The 19,099-nt window shown below is 68.4% G+C and carries 14 protein-coding genes, 2 tRNA genes, 1 pseudogene and 1 riboswitch; of the genes and pseudogenes, 5 read left to right on the top strand and 12 right to left on the bottom strand.

What is annotated here, in order from left to right; genetic code table 11:
• Positions 1 to 523: 523 nt before the first annotated feature.
• Positions 524 to 880: a nuclear transport factor 2 family protein gene (locus tag Q4A20_RS08770; protein WP_303122351.1), complete on the bottom strand. Its 357-nt coding sequence runs from the start codon at positions 878 to 880 to the stop codon at positions 524 to 526.
• A 1,050-nt stretch (positions 881 to 1,930) separates the two neighbouring features.
• Between Q4A20_RS08770 and Q4A20_RS08765 the strand changes: the two genes are divergently transcribed.
• The gene (locus tag Q4A20_RS08765) at positions 1,931 to 2,197 is read left to right on the top strand and encodes a hypothetical protein (RefSeq protein ID WP_303122349.1); all 267 of its coding nucleotides are present in this window, start codon (positions 1,931 to 1,933) and stop codon (positions 2,195 to 2,197) included.
• 527 nt (positions 2,198 to 2,724) lie between these two features.
• Positions 2,725 to 3,604, top strand: a pseudogene (locus tag Q4A20_RS08760) (IS5 family transposase).
• 191 nt (positions 3,605 to 3,795) lie between these two features.
• Here the strand turns inward: Q4A20_RS08760 and Q4A20_RS08755 are convergent.
• The 4 genes from Q4A20_RS08755 to glp all read right to left on the bottom strand — a co-directional run bounded on the left by Q4A20_RS08755 (position 3,796) and on the right by glp (position 7,202).
• Positions 3,796 to 3,868 (bottom strand) — tRNA-Ala (locus Q4A20_RS08755).
• Between the two features lie 81 nt (positions 3,869 to 3,949).
• Positions 3,950 to 5,161, bottom strand: a complete 1,212-nt coding sequence (locus Q4A20_RS08750; protein WP_303122347.1) for a hypothetical protein — start codon at positions 5,159 to 5,161, stop codon at positions 3,950 to 3,952.
• A gap of 129 nt (positions 5,162 to 5,290) precedes the next feature.
• Positions 5,291 to 5,998 (bottom strand): GNAT family N-acetyltransferase, encoded by a 708-nt coding sequence (locus tag Q4A20_RS08745; RefSeq protein WP_303122346.1) that lies wholly within the window; start codon positions 5,996 to 5,998, stop codon positions 5,291 to 5,293.
• On the bottom strand, positions 5,991 to 7,202 hold the full coding sequence (glp, locus tag Q4A20_RS08740; RefSeq protein ID WP_303122344.1) for a gephyrin-like molybdotransferase Glp: 1,212 nt from the start codon (positions 7,200 to 7,202) through the stop codon (positions 5,991 to 5,993). Before glp ends, Q4A20_RS08745 begins: the two co-directional genes overlap by 8 nt.
• 197 nt (positions 7,203 to 7,399) lie before the next feature.
• Between glp and Q4A20_RS08735 the strand changes: the two genes are divergently transcribed.
• The 3 genes from Q4A20_RS08735 to mscL all read left to right on the top strand — a co-directional run bounded on the left by Q4A20_RS08735 (position 7,400) and on the right by mscL (position 9,380).
• Positions 7,400 to 8,071 (top strand): 5-formyltetrahydrofolate cyclo-ligase, encoded by a 672-nt coding sequence (locus Q4A20_RS08735; protein ID WP_303122343.1) that lies wholly within the window; start codon positions 7,400 to 7,402, stop codon positions 8,069 to 8,071.
• 109 nt (positions 8,072 to 8,180) lie between these two features.
• Positions 8,181 to 8,879, top strand: a complete 699-nt coding sequence (locus Q4A20_RS08730; protein WP_303122342.1) for an RcpC/CpaB family pilus assembly protein — start codon at positions 8,181 to 8,183, stop codon at positions 8,877 to 8,879.
• A 114-nt stretch (positions 8,880 to 8,993) separates the two neighbouring features.
• A complete protein-coding gene (mscL, locus tag Q4A20_RS08725; protein WP_303122341.1) occupies positions 8,994 to 9,380 on the top strand; it encodes a large conductance mechanosensitive channel protein MscL in 387 nt (128 codons plus the stop codon).
• A 220-nt stretch (positions 9,381 to 9,600) separates the two neighbouring features.
• Here the strand turns inward: mscL and Q4A20_RS08720 are convergent, their stop codons facing one another.
• The 7 genes from Q4A20_RS08720 to Q4A20_RS08690 form a co-directional block, all read right to left on the bottom strand.
• Positions 9,601 to 9,852 (bottom strand): transcriptional regulator, encoded by a 252-nt coding sequence (locus Q4A20_RS08720; protein WP_303122340.1) that lies wholly within the window; start codon positions 9,850 to 9,852, stop codon positions 9,601 to 9,603.
• 4 nt (positions 9,853 to 9,856) lie between these two features.
• Entirely contained in the window at positions 9,857 to 13,984 is a 4,128-nt protein-coding gene (locus Q4A20_RS08715; RefSeq protein ID WP_303122339.1) for a DNA helicase, read from the bottom strand.
• 87 nt (positions 13,985 to 14,071) lie between these two features.
• Positions 14,072 to 14,147: transfer RNA gene (locus Q4A20_RS08710), tRNA-Arg, on the bottom strand.
• 104 nt (positions 14,148 to 14,251) lie between these two features.
• Positions 14,252 to 15,193 carry a universal stress protein gene (locus Q4A20_RS08705; RefSeq protein WP_303122338.1) on the bottom strand — a complete coding sequence of 314 codons (942 nt, stop codon included), beginning with the start codon at positions 15,191 to 15,193 and terminating at the stop codon, positions 14,252 to 14,254.
• Positions 15,194 to 15,351: 158 nt separating this feature from the next.
• Positions 15,352 to 16,140: a C40 family peptidase gene (locus tag Q4A20_RS08700; protein WP_303122337.1), complete on the bottom strand. Its 789-nt coding sequence runs from the start codon at positions 16,138 to 16,140 to the stop codon at positions 15,352 to 15,354.
• 5 nt (positions 16,141 to 16,145) lie between these two features.
• Positions 16,146 to 16,297: riboswitch (cyclic di-AMP (ydaO/yuaA leader) on the bottom strand.
• Positions 16,298 to 16,825: 528 nt separating this feature from the next.
• The gene (locus tag Q4A20_RS08695; protein WP_303122336.1) at positions 16,826 to 17,503 is read right to left on the bottom strand and encodes a metal-dependent transcriptional regulator; all 678 of its coding nucleotides are present in this window, start codon (positions 17,501 to 17,503) and stop codon (positions 16,826 to 16,828) included.
• Positions 17,504 to 17,746: 243 nt separating this feature from the next.
• Positions 17,747 to 19,099, bottom strand: a complete 1,353-nt coding sequence (locus tag Q4A20_RS08690) for an MFS transporter (protein ID WP_303122335.1) — start codon at positions 19,097 to 19,099, stop codon at positions 17,747 to 17,749.

Genomic DNA, 19,099 nt, shown 5'->3' with positions numbered 1-19,099 from the left:
CCAACCAAAACAAACAAACACGACACACTATCGAGATCCCAAACAACACACCCAGGAGGTTTGGGCGGGCATGTTCACCCGTCTTCCCCTCAAGGCACCGGAGTAGGCTAGCCATCTCCTCCCGGTCGCGTCAAGTCCGAGTTCAGTGATCCCGATCTCTTCGCATTCCCGTTCGGTGTCTACACCATGGGTGTCGACGCCCTGGCGTCCGCTCCGGTCCGCCACCCGCACTAGGAGGCGCTTGTGGCGGCGGGGAGTACTTTAAGCACAGCAACTCAGCAAGGGTCAAACCGTCGACCAGTGATGTCGATCACTTCGGCTTCACCGGCAACACAGCCGCTCCCGTGGTGTCGGCTGGCTACAGGAATCGTGCCGGACAGCCGATCATCTACCGCCGCACCGCCTTTTCGGCTCCCGTACTCGCGGCTGACGATGGGCAATGGACGTCAGCGCGCCGGGTTCAAATCACCGATTCCGTCCGCCCGCGTGCCGAGGTCCTGAGGGCCTGTGGCCTTCTGTACGGTCACGGCCGTCCGAGCAGGAACTCCCACTCGCGACGGATGAGTCTGCCCTCCACGAGGAACACATCGACGGATCGCTCACCGGCATCGTTGACCAGCACTGCCGCGATCAGGCCTCCCCGACGGTCACCGATAGTCTCCAGGCAACGGAACGTAGTCGTTGCTTCGGCATAGGCGGACTTGATCGCCCGCAGGTAGGGTTCCCGCCCGGCGATCGTTCGCTCGCGGCTACCATCTATCAGCGTCCATTCGACCCCAGGGTGCAGGAACTCGACATACGCACGCCAATCCCTGGCGTTCTCTGCGGCGAAGAAGTCCGCCAAGATCGATTCCGGCTCGCGGCCCGACGACGCCTCCACGCGGCGATCTTAACGGGCTCTTCTGGTTTGTGGGTGTGGTGGTGGGGTCTGGGCCTTGATTGCATTCGGGCTGAACTGGTAACGGCGTAGGGGTCGCTGCCGGGGGTCTGGCGTTCCGGGAGGGCGTGGAGCCGCGGGGGCTGGGTGGTTGGGTAACAGCTTTGGGCCGCGAGGCGAGGGGTCGGCGGTCGTTGGTGCCCGGGGGCGGGGGCGGTCTACATCCTCACCGTCGACAGTCTCCATGTAGCACCTTGGTGCCCGGGTCCGGGGGCCGGGGGCCGGAGGTCGTCTGCTGCGCCGGTTCGACCTCTACTACTCCGGTTAGGTGTTTGTTGAAGGGCTGCGCAGCCTTCAGCAAAGGTCTAACCGGAGCAGTAGACGCCGAAGGGGCGTACCCAACACACACCACAACCCCACAGGCCCAGCGCCCCCTAGGACCCCGGCGGCGCGAACCCCCGTAGCCCCGGTGCATGACACGCCCAAAGTACCGAGCCCTTACCACGCCGGTACGCCCAGGTCGCCGACTAACCCCGGATCTGGAGCGCCTGGCACGCACACTCGGACGGCCCAAACCGGCAGACGCAGCCCCGCCCAGGTCTTCGTCTTCGACGGTGCGGCGGTACGAGCCGGGGCTGCGATGTCGTGGTCGGGTTCGGGTCGGTGAGGCCGTTGTCGGTGGGTGCCGGTTTGCCGAAGACGACCTCTCCATCCCCAAACCCTCCACGCCCGGGAGGATTTCAGGCCGGAAAGGATGTCCCTGGCCGAACCTGGGACGTTCCCGGGCCGACAGGGACCATGCCGGACCGCCACGAACCACGACGAATCACCACTACCAGCAACAGCACGCACCTCTACCGAACAACCAGCACAATAAGCAACGAACCGTAAGACCAACACACCCCCAAACATGAAGAGCCACTTAACGGTGTGGGCAACTCGTGACTTGCACCGATGGCTACCCCCGATTAGTCTCTAACGTCCCGGCAGCGAGGCGTTAAGACTCGACCAGTGCGTAAGCATTGACCCGCCGGGGCAGGTCTAGGAGTTCTTGTGGACACTCGCACGGTCCTGGAGATCGTCGGATGGATCGGTTCGGGTCTCGTTATAATTTCACTGATAGTGGCCAATCAGCACACCTTCCGCGGCCTCAACCTGACTGGCTCCCTTATTGCCACCGCCTACAACCTGGCGCTCGGGGTCTGGCCGGCCGTCGGCATGAACGCAACCATCGCGCTCATCGACCTGTACTGGCTGCTTCGGCTGCGTGGCATCAGCCCGTCGATGAACTCTCCCCGCAGACGTGCGGTTAGAGAGTGAGCCCTGGTTTCGGTCGGTAGGATGCGTTCACGGGCTCTTCCGATCCTACGGTCTGAGGATGAATTGAGGCCCGCGGTAGTGGGCCTATCGCCCGGACTATGGCGGGTCCCATGCCGCCGGTCTGAGGATGAATTGAGGCCCGCGGTAGTGGGCCTATCGCCCGGACTATGGCGGGTCCCATGCCGCGTTTGGACCGGGCTTCGTCACTTGGACTGTCTGCTCGCAGCCGGACCACATGACTCGCAGTCTCAGACGGTCCAAACGCGCAACCCGGTACAACCGGCGAAACGTGGCCGAGAAGAACGCTGGGCTCCGGCCACGTATATGCAAGGCAGCCAGCGCCGCCTGCTCGGCACGGTCACGATGAGCGGATGAAGCAGGCTGCGGACCGTTGGCCCGCTCCTAGGGCGTGTTGCGTAAGTGGGTGGGGTGGTCGGCGTGGTGTGCGGAACAAGGTGAGGCCTTCGGGGTATCACGGGTGGTGTGAAAACAGACCATGACACCGCCAAAGGCCTCGACCGTTGAGCATAGACGCCTACGCCCGTCATGACCTGACCGACGCCCAGTGGGAGCTGCTTGCGCCCCTGCTGCCGCGTGAGTCGGGAAGGGGACGGCCCCGGGTGTATCCGCTGCGGGACATGATCAACGCCATACGATGGAGAACCAGAGTCGGGGCGCCCTGGCGCGACATCCCACCCCACTACGGGCCGTGGTGGCGCGCGTACGCCCTGTACCGGGCCTGGCAACTGGCCGGGATATGGGAGCGCATCGAGTCCGCCCTGGTCGCCCAGGCCGACACCGCCGGCAAGAACCGGCTGGCGGGTGTCGGTGGACTCCACGACCTGCCGGGCACATGTGCACGCCGCCGGGGCCCGCAAGGACAGCCCCCAGCAGGTGGACGGGGACCCCGAGGACCACGCCCTGGGAGTCTCCCGGGGCGGGTGGTCGACCAAGGTTCATGCCGCCACCGACGCCGCCTGCGGCCTGCTGGCCCTGCTGATCACCGCCGGGCAGGCAGCCGACTGCCCGATGATGATCCCCGTCCTGAAGACCATCCGCGTCAAACGCCCCACATTAGGGCGACCCCGCCCGCGCCCTCATAAGGTGCTGGCCGACAAGGCCTACCCTTCAAAAGCGAACCGGGACTGGCTGCGCAACCACCACATCAAGGCCACCATCCCCATCAAGGCAGACCAGGCCGAAAACCGCCGCGCCAAGGGATCCCGAGGCGGGCGCCCTCCCGCCTTCGACCCGGCCGCCTACAAGGACCGCAACGCTGTGGAGCGCTGCTTCGGCCAACTCAAGCACAACCGAGCCATGGCCACCAGATACGACAAACTCGCCGTCCGCTACCAAGCCAACACCCACACCGCCAGCATCGACCACTGGCTCAAACGACTCACATAACACGCCCTAGCCGACCCACCGATACCCGTCGTAGCCGCCCAGAACGTCCCGTGGGAAGGTGCCCTAGCGAGCGGGCCCACGTTCTCGTTCACGCCTATCACCCGCATCCCCACCAGTGACTTCCGGAGGCCATCAAAACGAATCGTCCCGCCCGAAGCGCGGGCGGGACGATTCGACTGCGATCATTCCGGTGGAGCTAGGGGGATTCGAACCCCCGACCTTCTCATTGCGAACGAGACGCGCTACCAACTGCGCCATAGCCCCTGAAGCAAAGCTGATGGTAGCACCGTGGCCGCGTCCGTCCGCAAGTCGGAGCGAAGTGACTAGCGCCACCGCCGCGTACGCTCAGGCGCCGGCCCGACGCCGTTCCAGCACTGCTTCCAGGTCAATGGGGTGGAATACCGTCTCATCGGTATCCGTCTCAACGGCTGCGGCGGGGTAAGTGTGCGCGTTGCGCGGCCGTTCCGGAACCGGAGCCGAGTCGAAGGGCTCCTCCAACGGCGGCTCGTAGCTGCGACGTGGCGCGCGCGCGGCCAGGGTGTAGGTAGGCGCCGGAACACTGACCGGGCGCCAGCCCTGCGGCGGTGTGGCCGGCGCCTTGACGTCCCGCGCATCCTCCGATCTACCTGGCGCCTCATGCTCAGCGACATCAGCGCTTAAGGTGGTGCCTTCTGCACGCTTTGCCTCCGGCCGGGGCACGTCGTCCTCCCGGAGCGCTGCCCCCCGCCCGGCCTCGGCCATCTCAGTCGCCTCATTGGACATCTCAGAGTCGTGGGCCGCGAACTCGGTATCCGCCTTGGAGCTCATATCCTGCGCCTCGGTATCGCGCAGAGCTGTCTCCGCCGCGGAACGGGCACTCCCGCTGCTCTTCAGGGCATCCACGACGGCGCGGCGCCCCAACGGCTCCGATGCCGGCTCCTGCATCTCCATGTCGGTCTGCCGCAGACCGGCCCCGGCGTCCCGACCGGTTGCAGCCTCCACCGCCCGGTTTGCCCTCGAGCCGCCGGTCAGCGCTGTCAGCTCCTGCTCCACCGCGGCAATGCGAGCACGCTCGCGACGCTCGGACTCCGCCGACGCCCGCGCTGCTCGCCGCCCGGCTCCGGCAGACGCGCACAGCAGCGCACCGGGTACTGCAACGACCCACCAAGGCAGGGCGGTCATGGCGGCGACCACGACTGTGCCGAGAGTGACGCCGAGCAGCGTCAACGCCACCGCGGCGCGGTGCGAGGCAGCCACGCGGCGCCGCTCACGGCTGCGCTCATGCGCCTGACGCAGGCGCGCGAGTTCACGCTCCTTGCGCAGCGCACGCACATTCCTGACTTCGGGCCTGTTCATCACCCTCACCTCCGGTCGGCGTCGAAAGATCATGGCGTGCCCGCCGACGCATTCCCCTCCAGGAACAGCGGCACTACCCGCGGCGAGGAGCCTCAACCCCGCGGAGTAGCGGTCCTCCGTATTGGCCATGCGCATCGCCTCGCGGCGCCCGACCAGGAACGGCAGCAGGTACACGACGAGAACCGCGACGAGAACGATCAGCGCCCACGTTTCGATTCCCACGGCTTAACCGTAAAGGGGGCGGGCTGTGGAATTCGGGTACGGGCGCGGCGTGTTGACACCATTTGCGCCCGCATTCCCTCCGGCAATTCCGGTCGTTGCGCACCAGCACCGCCACCCGAACATCAGAATTCACACCAGCCCCAATCGTCTCACGAATTCGCCGTTCGTCGTCACCTCCTCCGCAACGACGGCGAAGGTGGCATGGTCCGCCCACTCGCCATTGATATGCATCAGGCCCCGCCGTATCCCCTCCCGACGCAGTCCGAGCCGTCGGCATACGGCAAGGCTGCGCATGTTCTCGGGACGGACATCGATCTCCACGCGATGCAGGCCCACCCGCGGGCCGAGCAAGTGGTCCAGCACCATTGCCACCGCGAGCGCCATTACCCCGCGCCCCTCCCACTGGGACCCGATCCAATAGCCCAAGCTGGCACACTCGAGCGCACCCCAGCGGATCGAAGCCACCGACACCTGCCCGGCGAAGACCCCGTCGACCTCCAACACGAAGGGCATGGCCTCGCCGCGGCGCGCGAGGCGGTTCTGAGTGCGCACGTACTCCCTGAAGCCACCGAGCACGTCGGGGCTGTCCGGCGGCAGCGTCGCCTCCCAGGGGGTCAGCCGGGCGTCGTCGGCCAGCCGCAAGCGTAACCAGTCCGCCTCATCGCCGGCCCTGATAGGACGCAGCGCCACAGTACGCGGTCCACGCGCCAGTCCACGCGCGGTCACGGCCGCCTCGGTCAAGGTCACCGGCCAGGGGAAGCGGCGTCCCCCTAGGCGGAACAGGCTCCGGAGGCCGTCCCGACGCCCGCTCGTCTTCAGGAGGTCAGGCTCAGGCATCTAGCAACAGGCAGTGCAGGGTGTCGCCGGCCACAATCGTCTGGGTGTCCTCGGGGACGACGGCGATCGCATTGGCACGTGCCAGGGCGAGCAGCCGGGTGGTGCCCGGCTGCGAGGTCGGCTCGGCGGCGTATCCCCGTGCCGGCGAACCACTCAGCTGCACGGGCACGAACTGGCGCTTGTGGGCCGGGGAGTGCCAGCCGGAAGAGACCACTGCGGGAACGGAGGCGCGGTGCAGATCCTTCCAGCCGGCTATCTGCCTCAGGACCGGTCGGATGAAGGTCTCGAATGCGATCTGAGCGCTGACCGGCTCGCCGGGCAGGCAGAAGATCGGGGTGTCTTCAACCGTGCCGATGCCCAGCTGTCGCCCCGGGGACATGGCCACGGCGTCGAAACGCACGGTGCCCAGAGGGGCCAGCACGTCCTTGACGGTGTCGCCCTGCCCGGCGCTCAGGCCGCCGGTAGTGATCAGCACGTCGGCGCGTACGAGCTGGTCCTCAATGGTCTCGGACAAGGCACCGAGATCGTCGGGCACAGCCGCCACCCGGAAGGCCCGTCCGCCGGCATCGGTCACGGCGCAGGCCAGGGCGTGTCCGTTGGCGTCGAAGACGTCCCCGGCCTCGCGGGCATGGTCGGGCTCGACCAGCTCATCGCCGATGGAGACGATGACCACCCGTGGCGCCGGATGCACCTTGACCCGATGTCGACCGATACCGGCCAGCAGCGCGATATGTCGCGCGGAGATGCGCGAGCCCCGCGGCAGTACCGTGGTGCCCGCCTCGACATCCTCGGCACGCCGCCGTACGTTGTCTCCCTTTCCGATCGCCTTGCGCACTTGTACACGAGACTCGCCCCGATCCGTATCCGTCCAGGGCACGACGGCATCGGCCCCTAGTGGTAGCGGCGCTCCGGAGTCGATCAGGACGGCTGTTCCCGGAACCAACCGCGTGGGCCGCATGTCGCCGGCGCGCACGGCGTCCATGACTTCCAGGGTGGCGGGCGCGCCCGCCCCGGCCGCGGCGACATCCGCGCAGGCCACCGCATAACCGTCCAGACCCGCCAGGTCGACGGCCGGCAGATCGATGTCGGCGACGACGTCCTCCGCCAGGACGCAGCCGACCGCATCCAGAAGGACCACGTCCAGGGGGGCCGCAGCCCGGGCGATCTCCAGACAGGCCGCCAGATGCTCGGCAACGGTGCGCATGGGGCTACTTCCTCCTCCTGCCCGGGCCGGTTCCGGGCGTACCGGCCCAGGCTACCCGGATGTGTCTCGCCGACAGGAGGCAAACCGGCTCATGGGCGATGAATTGTCGCGACCGACTCGCATCATGTGCACCCTATGGGGACAACAGCCCATCCTCGGCCTCCCCGCCGGGCATCCTCACCTGCGACAATACAGACATGAGCACTCGGGCACGCGTCCTGCCGGACACCGGGTCCCTGGCGGCCGGTGACGCCAAGGAGCGGCTGCGTCAAGTACTGCGCGGGCATCGAGCCGCCCATCACAACCACTCCACGCAGGGGCACAACGCCATCTGTCGGCAATTGACCTCCCACATCCTGCAGGCGATTGCCGGCATGGACACCGTCGCCGCCTACGTGTCGGTGGGGCACGAGCCCTGCACCCGGCTCCTGCTCCAGCAACTGGAGGAGTCCAGTACCGGCGTGCTACTGCCGGTGCTCGGTCCGCACCTGTCCCGCTCCTGGGGGTACTTCCGTGGGCTCTCCGACCTCGCGGAGCGATCCCCGGGCCGTCCCCCGGAGCCCAGCGGCGAGGTGCTGCCTGCCACGGCGATTGTGAATGCCCAGGCCGTCATCGTTCCGGCCCTCGCCGTCGACCGGTCGGGTAGACGCCTGGGTCAGGGCGGGGGCTGGTACGACCGGGTACTGCCCCTGCGGCACCCGGGAGCACCCGTGTTCGCGGTGGTGCACGACGACGAACTGGTCACCGGACCATTGCCGGTGCAGCCGCACGATGCGCCGGTCGACGCCGTCATCACCCCCGACGAGTGGTTCCTGTTGGAGGGCTCGGCCTTCGCCGGTGGCGCCACGCCTGCGGCCGGGAGTCAGTGACCACGGCGGGCCGGCTACGGCAATCCACAGGCGCGACCGACGGCACCCTCACACCAGGCCCATCCACAGGCCCTCTGCGCCTACCCATGCCCTGTGTCACTTTGGATGCATGCCTCACCTCCGCCGCCGCCCCAGCCGCTCCAATCACCCCGACCGCACCGCGCATGTGGAGCGTCACCGCCCGCCACGCCCCTCGCTGCTGCTGTGGCGGCACCGCCACCTGGTAGTGGCAGTCTGCCTGGGAGCCGCCGTCATGGCCGCGCTCAGTGTGCTCCGACCGGCTCCGGAGAACCAGCAGGAGGTCGTGGTGGTGGCACGTCAGGTCAATGCCGGCGCCGTACTGACCGACGCGGACATTCAGATGCGCGCGGTGGCGCAGTCCGCGCTACCGGAATCCGGGCTCGCCGGACCGGACGTGGTGGGCAGCCGCGCCGCAATCGCGTTGGAAGAGGGAATGGTATTGACCACGTCCATGACGAGCGCGACACTGGCCACCACCCTGACACCCTCGGAACGACTGGTGCAGGTGCCTATCGACGTCGGTGCCGAACTGGCGGAGCCGGGAGCGCGGGTGGACGTGGTGGCCGAACGCGGCGGCGCGGCGGCAATCGGGGATGGCGAGGACGGGGCCTACACGGTCGTCTGTTCCGGCGCCCGGGTGGTGCTCACGCAGCAGGAGGGCGACGCCGGCCAGTGGACCGCACAGACGAAGGTCACACTCGTTACCCTTGCCGTCCCCGCTGTGAACGCTAGTCTAATTGTCGGCGCGGCCACGAATGGTGCGCTCGGCATCGTGCTGAGTCCCTGATTTCGATCCGTGCTGCATGGTGCCGCTGCGGTCCATCCGGCTGCGCCGGCCCCGTTTTCACACGCTGAGCGAGCGGCTAACCCATGCCCTCGCCCGACTATGAAAGGGGTCCCATTGATCAAGGGATTCAAGGAGTTCATCTCCCAGGGCAACGTCCTGGACCTGGCTGTGGCCGTCATCATCGGTGCCGCCTTCTCCCCCATCGTACAGGCCGTCACTGATGTCATCATGGGCATCATCGGCGCCCTGGTCGGCCAGCCGAACTTCGACTCCGTGCTGCAGTTCTCCATCAACGGCTCCGACCCGATCCAGCCGGGCACGATCATCACCGCAGCCATCAACTTCCTGCTCGTCGCCGCGGCCGTCTACTTCTGCATCGTTGCACCCATGAACCGGCTCACCGCCCGCCTGAAGAAGGAGGAGGACGACAAGCCCGCCGAGCCGACCGATGTCGAGGTGCTGACCGAGATCCGCGATCTACTCAAGCAGCAGCAGCGCTGATCCACGGCTCGAGGGCTCCGCTCGGTCTTTGCGCCGACGCCCGGAGCACCGGAGCGAAGTGGCGTCCGCCCCAGGGCGGACGCCACTTGTTTTTCTGCACGAGACCGCCGCGCAAACACGAGGATGGTGCCCTGCCCATGCTGCTGATATGCCACTTGCGGCGGTTACACCGTACAGGCACCGGTACAGGCACCGCATAGCGGGCCGGTCCGCCCGCGGCTCAGCCCCAGTGAGGCGGCACCTCCCGCAGCAGCCGGACGTCATTTGCCCCTTCCTCCGCCTCGCGTCCGAATACGCCTCCGGCACGGGAGCGGGCGTCGGTCAATGCATCCTTGCAGCGGCGCCTGTCCGCCTCCGCCTGCGCCTGCGGCACCTCGCCCCGGGCGATACGGGCCGCATCCTGTGGGGACAGCGCGACTACGCGTCGCCTAGGGCGTCCCCCGGCCGTGCTGCTCCCGTCCGTGTAATGCATGCGCCTACCGCCCGTCACCATGGGTGCGTCGCACCGCGTTGGTCAACACGGCGTCGATCCCGGAGCCACGACGAGTCAGGGCGAGAGCTTCCCGGAGTTCCTCGACCTCCTCGGCCTCGGAACGTCTCAGCCCGTCTGAGCGCACCCAGTTGACGAGGTCGTCGAGCTGATCATCCGAGTAGGCCTGCAGTGGCAGACCCTGGGCAATCGGCGGCCGTTCAGCACGCACAGGCACAGTGGGCGGGGTGACGGCGGACACCGGGGCGTCATGCGACTCGAGCGGGGATACGGCCGTCTCCTCCACACGCTCCGGCAGTGAGGCGACGGCGGCCTGCGTACGCGAGGCAAGCACCTCCAGCACCTGCGCCTCGATCCGCCTCGTCTCCTCCTCAACGTCGACAAACACCCCGGCGGAGTAGGCCATATGCACGCGCCAACCGCGGCATTGCAGGCGTTCCACCCAATGGCGGTCGCGTCGACGCAGGCTCGGCTCGGCGACGTAATCGGCATCGTCGGTGAGCACGGCCACGAGCAGTTCGCCAGGCAGGTCGGGATGACCGATGGCCAGCGGAATGCGTACCCCGCCCTCAATGCCATACCGGGGCACGACCACCAGGCCCCTGCGCCACAAGTGCTCGGCCAACTCGACCAGCAACTGTTCTGGCGCCGTCTCATCGCGTTGCGGATACTGCGCGCCGGAATCGGCGGCGTGCACGAGTACCTCGCGCAGCAGCCGGGCGCCGGGGGCATGCAGCCGTTCGGCGTCGATATCGTCCGCCCCCAGGCAGGACACGACCTGCGTGGCGCCCCGTGAGGCGCACAGCGCATCGACCAGGCCAACCATGCCGCCCATGTCGCTGACCTCGCCAAAGCTGTGGATGGTGCGCCCGTGCGGGGTCTTTGCGAAGCCGACAGAGATGATGATGTGGTCACGGCGCAACGACCGGGCCTCCCCCAGGTCCACAACCACGAAGGGCTCGGACACACCTGTCTCGAAAAAGCCGGCCAGTGCTGGAGAACCGGCGACGGCGACGGTCGCGGCACGGCGAATCTCCTCCGCGTGACGCGCGTTGAGGGCGATCACACCGAGCGACTGCTCGGGACGGGTCAGGGCGTGGTCGATGATCAGATCGACCACCCGGCCCACCTCCGCGGGAACCGACTCGACGGCGGTGTGTCCGGGCGCGGGCATGCCGCGGCCGTCCACGAGCTCCAAAGACAGGCGGGAGCGGCCCGGCGGTGCCGGGATCGCCTCGACCGCTCCCTCATAGCCGTTGGCGGCGAGGAAGGCGGCGATCTCCGCGTCCAGCATGTTGTGCACCGTCGGCAACGTCACCCGCGGCAGCAGGGGCCCGAGCTCGGCCGCCAGCCCGGAGGTGGCGCGGCGGGGATCGCCGACGACGAGCACCTGTTCGGCACGCACGAAGGCCGGCATGACCCGGCAGACCGGCACGTGCGCGGAGGCGTCGAGTATCGCCAGGTCGACGACGGCGTCGGCGGCGAAGACCTGCGGCACGAGGGTGGGCGGAACGATCCAGACCGGCTTGGCGACCAAGGCCACCGGGTGGGCGGCAATGATGTCCCGCAGCGGCACCCCCTCCTCCAGGGACAGCGCGCGGTACAGACTGCGGGCGGCAACTTTATCGGCGTCGACCGCATCTCGGACACGGCGGGCGCAGGCCTGGGCCACCGGACCGGCCAACGAGTCGGCCTGGGAGCCGTCCAGCTCCCGCAGGGAGACGGCCAGGTCGCTCAGGGCGTCGGCGTCCAGCCCGCCCAGGTCGGGGTCGTCACGCACGATCTGTCCCAGCAGGGAGTACCACCAGCAGTAGGTGAGTTCGTCGTCGATCTGCTCCGGTTCAACTCCACGCGCGGCCAAGTCGTCCAGCAGCGGGGTGAGGCCCAACTCATTCAGGGCCATGGCCACCTGGTTGATCTCCGGGAGCTTATGAACGGTGACGTCATCTGCGGCCAGGGCGCGGGCGCGTTGCTCCAGCTCGGCCAGCGGCAGCTCCATCAGGGGCGGGTCGGCACCGATGATCGGCTGCAGAGCGGTAACGGCATCGCGTGCGCGGGCTGCGACGCGCTGCATCTCGTCCAGCCCCTGCGGCAGCCGCGGCCAGCCTCCCTCGGAATCGTAACGGCGCCACACCTCGCGGCGCTGTTGCACTTTGGCCAGCTCCCCATGCAGGTCCGCGACCTCCCGGCCGGGGCGCACCAGGTCCCGGGCCTGCTTGGTGTGGCGGCGCCGGGTGGAACGGTTCATCTCCACGCCGTGCTCCTGTCTCCAGCGTTTGGAGGCGGTGGCGATGACCATGTCAGCGGCGGAGCGCTCAAACACCTCGGGCAGGAAGATATCAAGAGAGTCGCGCACGCCGTCGAGCATCTCCAACTGCTCACACCACTGCGCCAGCGTGTCGGCCGGAACGATGCCGGTGGAGGTGGAAGCGGCGGCAGTCTGCTCGATGATTCTGGGCAGCAGTTCGTCCGCGAGCCGGGTCAGGCGGGCAAGCGCGTCGGTCGCCTCGTCGACGTCGGCCACGGCCATGCCGTTCCAGGCGGAGTCCGCCAGTGCGGAGGTGAACAGCCCGAGTGCGTGGGCACGGCGGAGCAGTTCGCCGCCGCGGCGCCGGCCGTCGGCGTCCAGGTGCTCCAGGCGACCGGGGGCCACCCGGACGGTGGTGCGGGCGCGCACACGCCCGGAAGTGAGCTCGGCCAGGTGTTGGAGCGCGTCGTAGGCGGAGGCGCCCCACGGCTCACGCGGCCTGTGCAACGCGGAGATGTAGCGGGAGAGCTTCTCGCGTACAGAGGTCAACCGGTTGCGCATCTCGACGATATCGGTCACGTCCAAGTCGGGAACGGTGACACCCATGGCCGCCTTGATGCTCTCGCCGGCGTGGCGGCGCCAGGCGGCGTCCTCGGTCAGGTCGAGCACGATGGAGCCCAGGCCGAGTTCGCGCAGGGCGGCGGCAACGGCGTGCCCGTCGGCGCTGGTCGCCGGCACGTGCAGAACGGTGCGTCCCAGGGCGGCCGCGTCGGCGATGACCGCGGCCAGGGTGCCCGCGACGTCGGAGCCGGGAGGCGCGTCCAGTAGCAGGGAGGCGCCGGAACCGACCGCCTCAACGGCGTCGAGCTGGGCGGGGTCGAGGTCGCCCACGCCGCGTTCGCGCTCCGGAGCGCGGTCGGCCGGGTTGGGTTCCGGCAGGACCACATCCAGGGCAGCACGTGCCTCGGTGTCTCCAGCCAGAGCGGCCACGAGCGCGGAGGCACGGGCTCGTTCTACGGTGGCGCCGAAGTCCTCCAAAAGCGCCTGCCCGGGGTGGACGAAGGCCCCCACGACCAGGCGCTCATGGACTTCAAAGCCGGGCAGGAACTCGCGCCCCAGCGAGCCGATTCCGTTCAGGGCGTCGCGGGGAGTGAACCCGTCCTCCGCCAGCGTGGCGCGGGCGACGACGTCTACATCCACCTTGCATCCGTGGCGGCGCAGGGCCCGGGTAAGAATCGGGTTGACCTCGATCGACTTGTCAAGGGTGAGCGCGGCGTCCGCCCCCGCACTGGACAGACGGACCGGGCGCAGCAGCACCGGTGCACTGACGGTACGCACGGCGCTCGCCCCTGCGACGTCGAGGGTGGCCGACGCGTCTGCTGCGGCGTCGTCAGCGTCGTCCGCGACGGACACCGGTTCGGTCCAGCCGGCCAGACCAATGGCCAAGTAGACCGGAGCGACGCCGAAGCGGCGGGAGAGCAGGTCCGTGCGGCCGGCGAGTTCACGCAGGGACTGGCGGGCGATGCCGAGGGCGACGCGTTCACGCACAAGACTGCCCAGGTGGGTGGGGCGGCCGGCGTACAGCTGGGCGAGTCCGGAGGGATGGGCGGCGGTCAGGTCCACGATGCCGTCTCGTTCGGAGAAGGCATCGAGGCTGGAGATGCCACCCAGATCGGCCAGCTCCTGGCGCCAGGCGTCGAGTGCGGCGTCAATACGGGCCAGGCGCCCGGGATCGAGTTCCGGGGCGGGGCCGGGCTGAGAAGTCTCAACAGCGGGCTCCACAACCGGTTCTGCGTCCTCGGGGGCGCGCGCCCGCGCTCCGGCATTGCGCCGGTTGCGGCCCAGAGAGAACAGTGAAGGCGTCATATCACCTCACCATATCCGCCCGGCCGGGCCGGTTGGCGCAGACGCACCGAGGGCGCCGCAACCTGCGCCGACCGGGAGGAAGGCGGCTGGTGCCCCCGGCGCGATTCGAACGCGCGACACCCGCTTTAGGAGAGCGGTGCTCTATCCCCTGAGCTACGAGGGCAGGCTGAGGACGGCTGCGATACTACCCGATATCGCCCCGGCCCCGACTATGCGGCGGGCAAGGACGAGGCTGGTCGGGTTCGCTTCCGCCCCCGACGGCGCAAGTCAAGCACGAGACCACGGGGTGGTCTGCGTACGGCCCACACGCACGTCCTCGTCCCGGGTGCGCGCGGGCACCACCATGACGGGACAGGCGGCATGTGAAAGGACACCCTGGCTGACCGAGCCGAGCAGCAGCCCGGAGAAGCCGCCGCGGCCGCGAGAACCGACCACTACGAGGTCGACCGCCGTGGAGAACTCGGACATGAGTTCGGCGGCGTTGCCGTCCAGGGCGTGACGGCGCACCACGACATCGGGATAATCCGCGGTCGCCTCGGTGATCGCCCGATCCAGGCCGGAACGGACATCGGTGAGGACCTGCTCGCGATCCACAGCCGCAGGCAGCCAGGCGAGCGCGCCCGCGCCAGAGGCCATGGGGACTGCGGCGATGGCGGTCAGTTCGGCATTCCATGCGTCGGCTTCCCGCACCGCCCACTTCAAGGCCTTGCGGGCCGAATCGGAGCCGTCGACGCCAACGACGATGCGCCGCACGGGTGTGAAGGCCGATCCCTCGGTGTGCCGCGGCACTACGACGGCGGGGCAGCGGCTGTGCGCCGGCAGCGCCGAGGAGACGGTACCGAGCAGTCGATCGGCGAAACCGCCGCCTCCACGGGTACCCACCACCGCTAGCGTCGCATCCGCGGACAGGTCGACCAGCACGCCCGCGGGATCACCGGTCTCCAGGGAGCTGGTCACCTTGACTCCCTTGTCTTGGACGCGGGTGACCGCTTCATTGACGACCGCTTCGGCGCCGGCGCGCACGGCGGAGTCGTCCAGCGCCGCGTAGCCGCCGTCGAGGGATGCGGTTGTGAAGGAGGGCAGTGAGTAGGCGCACAGGATGTGTACGCGCCAACCGTTGCAGGCGGCGCGGTCGACCGCCCAGTCGACCGCCTCCAGGGACTCGGGTGAGCCGTCGACTCCGACGAGGACGACCTTGTCTTCAGCCATGGGTTGTGCCCCTTTCTTCAGGTATCCACTGCTCCACCGGTTTCATTCCGCCTTGCGGGCGGGCGTGTCCCAAGACACGTTTTGAAGATAGCACGTGGGGGCGACCGACACATTGGTCGGCCGCCCCCACGTCAGCAAGCGGATGCCAGTGAGGCGGTTCAGCTCACACGCACGTACTGCGGGGAGCCGTAGATGGCCCGGTAGGAGACGCCGGTGCTCTCGTTACCGGCGTCGATCATCATGCCGCCGCCGGCGTAGATCCCTACGTGGCCGCCCCAGTAGAGGATGTCTCCGGGCTGCGCCTCGGCGGCCGAGACGGTCGTGCCGGAGGCGCCCTGCGCGTAGGAAGTGCGCGGCAGCGAGATGCCGGCCTGCGCATACACGTACTGGACCAGACCGGAGCAGTCGAAACCACCGTTGGAGGGGTCGTTGGAGCCCCACACGTAGGCCATGCCCGTGTACTGCATGGCGATGGAGACGATTGAGGAGCCGGAGGTGTTGACGGCGGCCGCCGTCGTCACGGTGTCCGCCGCGGCCTGAGCGGTGTTCGTCGAGGTCTCCGCGCCGGTGAACTGCTCGGCGGCCTCAGTCGTCTGGGCGACTTCGGGCTCCTCGTCCTCAATGACCGGGGCCTCGGCGGTCGGAGTGTCCACGGTCTGAACGTCGCTGGGCACGGTCACCGACTCGGCGACCTGGACGGCCCCGTTGGTCGAGACCGCGGTGCGCGCCTCGGCGGCGAGCACACCCACCCCCTGAGTCTCCAATGAGCCAGCGGACTCCGTGGCCTCGTTGGTGTTTGCGGCGGAGGCGCCTGAGGCGATCATGCCCAGCGCCAGACCCGAGGATGCGGCGACCGCGAAACCGCGGCGAGCGACCGGAGCAACAGAGGTCATGGGGGTCAGCGGACGGGCAGCCTTGCGGTGCCGGGCCGAGGTACGTGTTGTCATGTAGCGGTTCTCCTCTGTTAGGCCGACGAGGTGAGCTGTCGGGTTCGGACTGGAGACGCCCGGCCCGCTTGGTGCGGGCTTCACCCCGAGGCCCCGGCCGAGGCCGGAGCCAGTATTGGTTCCCCCGTTCCTGCCATGAATATGGGATGTTGCTGTCAGGAGCGAGCGGCAGGATTGGGCCCCGCCCCTAACGCCGCGGGCAACTGTCACCCGCAACGGTGGACACGTTACCCGAAGTCCACGCCCGTCGTCACGGCGGGATCACACACACGGCCGTGAAACGCCGCACATATCAGTTGCGGTAGACGTGGTCTCGTCCGGGCGTCTGGCCAGTCACCGGCGGCGTGTCGCGGGGCAGCCGCCGGTAATGCGACTCTTCCGGTTTTGGGGGCGCGTTGGTTGCGGGGAGGACTGGCCGGGGCCGGTGTTTTCGTCTTGTCCTATGCGGGAGTCGGTACTCCCGGGTGGGTGTGTGCGGGGAGGGTGGAGCACCGCCCGCAAGGAGGCGGGTCGGCCCTCCAGGACGCCGACCTGGGCGGCTGTGTTGCGTCCTGAGAGAGCACCTACTCCGCCCACCGACCTGTGATCGGAACCACCCACCGCGGCCGGCACCCCACGAACCGTCAGGCAGCCACGCCCTCGAATACGAAGTGCCGGTCTCGACGTGTTGCCAGTGCCGGACGCGTCAACGCTTGAGGAACAGGTGCCGGGAAAGAGCTCCCGGCAGCAGGACGAAGGCGGCTTCGTCGTCCTGGCGGGTGATCCTGATGCCGCCGACCGTGGAGGTCAACCGGACGGGTGTGCCCGCCCGGAGGGCGGCGTTCTCAAGTTGAGCTATCAGCTCGACGTCGGCCTGCACGGGTTCACCCACGCGGGAGATGACGGCGTCGGAACGGCCATCGCGGACCAGCCGTTCGGCGCTGATCTCATCGGCCGCGGGGGCCGGACGCGTGGGGACGCGGTCGGGGACTGGATTGCCGAAGGGGTCGGCGGTGACATCGTCGAGTACCTCGGCCAGACGGTCCTCGACCTGTTCGCTCATCACATGCTCCCATCGGCAGGCCTCTTCATGAACGAGCCTGCGGTCCAGACCGATCACGTCCAGGAGCAGTCTTTCAGCAAGTCGGTGTTTGCGAATAACCTCCGTGGCCCGGCGGCGCCCCTCGTCGGTGAGTTGAAGGGAGCGGTCCTCAGCGACCCAGATCAGGCCGCTGCGCTCCATGCGGGCGACCGTCTGGGACACGGTCGGCCCGGAGTGCCCCAGGCGCTCCACGATCCGCGCCCGCAGCGGAAGCACGCCGTCTTCCTCAAGCTCGTACACGGACTTGAGATACATCTCGGTAGTGTCGATTAGCCCACTCATCTGGTGTCTCCTCCGGTGGCCGGTGCCCGATACGGCTCGGCTGACCGCGTACGGGGCGCGGCGCCTGCATACGTGCCTTAAAAGGATAGTCGGCGTCGGGCTGCGGGCCGCGACGCACCGCATCGGAGGCGGCCACACCCGCGCCGACCAGGCCGCCGCGCCGCAGAGTCGTCCCGGCCGACCGTCAGATCCGAGCCGCCGGTTCGACGCGGGCAGGGCGGCCGGTGGGTATCGGGGCGCCGGTCAAGAAGCGGCGCCGCCGCCCGACTCCGAGATGTCATCGGTCGCGTCGCCCTGCGCGGCAGCACCTTCCACCACGGTGCCTGCCCGCCCGGCGCGTTCACGCGGACCGATGGTGGCCAGGAACGGGCGGGTCGAGGAATAGGCGAAGTCGATGTGCCAGTGACGCCGCGCCCAGATACCGGCGACGACGGCGACCGTGACCGCGGCGATGCCGCCGGCCAGGATGGACACACGCGGTCCCCACTGGTCCGACACCCACCCCATGATAGGAGCGCCGATCGGCATGGTGCCGAGGAAGAACATCATGTAGATACTCATGACTCGTCCCCGCATGGCCGGCTCGGTGGTCAGCTGAATGGTCTGGTTGGCGCTGGTCAGCACCGTGAGCACGCACAGCCCCACCGGGATCGAGCAGAGCGCGAACGACCGGTAACCGGGCATGAGCGCCATGAGAATCGTGAACACGCCCAGGAAGAATGAGGCGACCACCAGGGTGCGCACACGCGGCGACTTGCGGCGCGCCGCCCACAGCGCCCCCGCCAGGGAGCCCACGGCGAACACCGAGGACACGGTGCCGTAGGCGTCGGACTCCATATCGAAGGCGGAGCGCACCATGGCCGCCATCGTCACCTGGAAGTTGAGGGTGAACATTGAGACGATGGTGATCACGGCGATGATCACCATCAGGTCCGTGCGGTGGCGGATGTAGGCCAGACCAGCCCGCAGCTGACCCTTGGCGCGCCCCACACGCGCAACCTCGTACAGCTCCGACACGCGCATGCCGGCCAGCGCGAGGGCGGGGAACAGGAAGGTCAGGGCGTTGACGAGGAAGACCCACCCGGGCCCGACCCAGGCGATCACCAGGCCGCTGGCTGCGGGGCCCAGCAGTCGGGCGGCGTTGAAGGAGGCGGAGTTGAGCCCCACCGCGTTGGCCAGGCTCTCGGCGGGAACCATCCGACCGACGAAGATCTGGCGGGCCGGGGCATCGTAGGCAGAGGCCAGACCCGTGGCGAAGGCTGCGAGGTAGACGTGCCAGAGGGCGGCATGACCGGCGAGCACGTCGACGGCCAGGGCCAGGGAGACCAGACCCATAGCCGTCTGGGTGACGATGAGGAACTTGCGTTGGTCCACTCGGTCCGCGACCAGTCCGGCATGGGCGCTGAACAGCATGGCCGGCAGGAACTGGAGTGCCGTCGTAATGCCGGTGGCGGAGGCGGAGTCTTCGGTCAGTATTCGCAGCACCAGCCAGTCCTGGGCCACACGCTGCATCCAGGTGCCGGTGTTGGCCACGAGCGCGGCGAAGAACCAGATTCGATAATTGTGGAACTTCAGTGACGCGAAGGTGCTGCTCAC

The organism is Actinomyces sp., from assembly GCF_030530635.1.
Taxonomy (GTDB): Bacteria; Actinomycetota; Actinomycetes; order Actinomycetales; family Actinomycetaceae; genus Actinomyces.
Note: the sequence above shows the minus strand (reverse complement) of the source record. Positions and strands in the feature narration are given on the sequence as shown.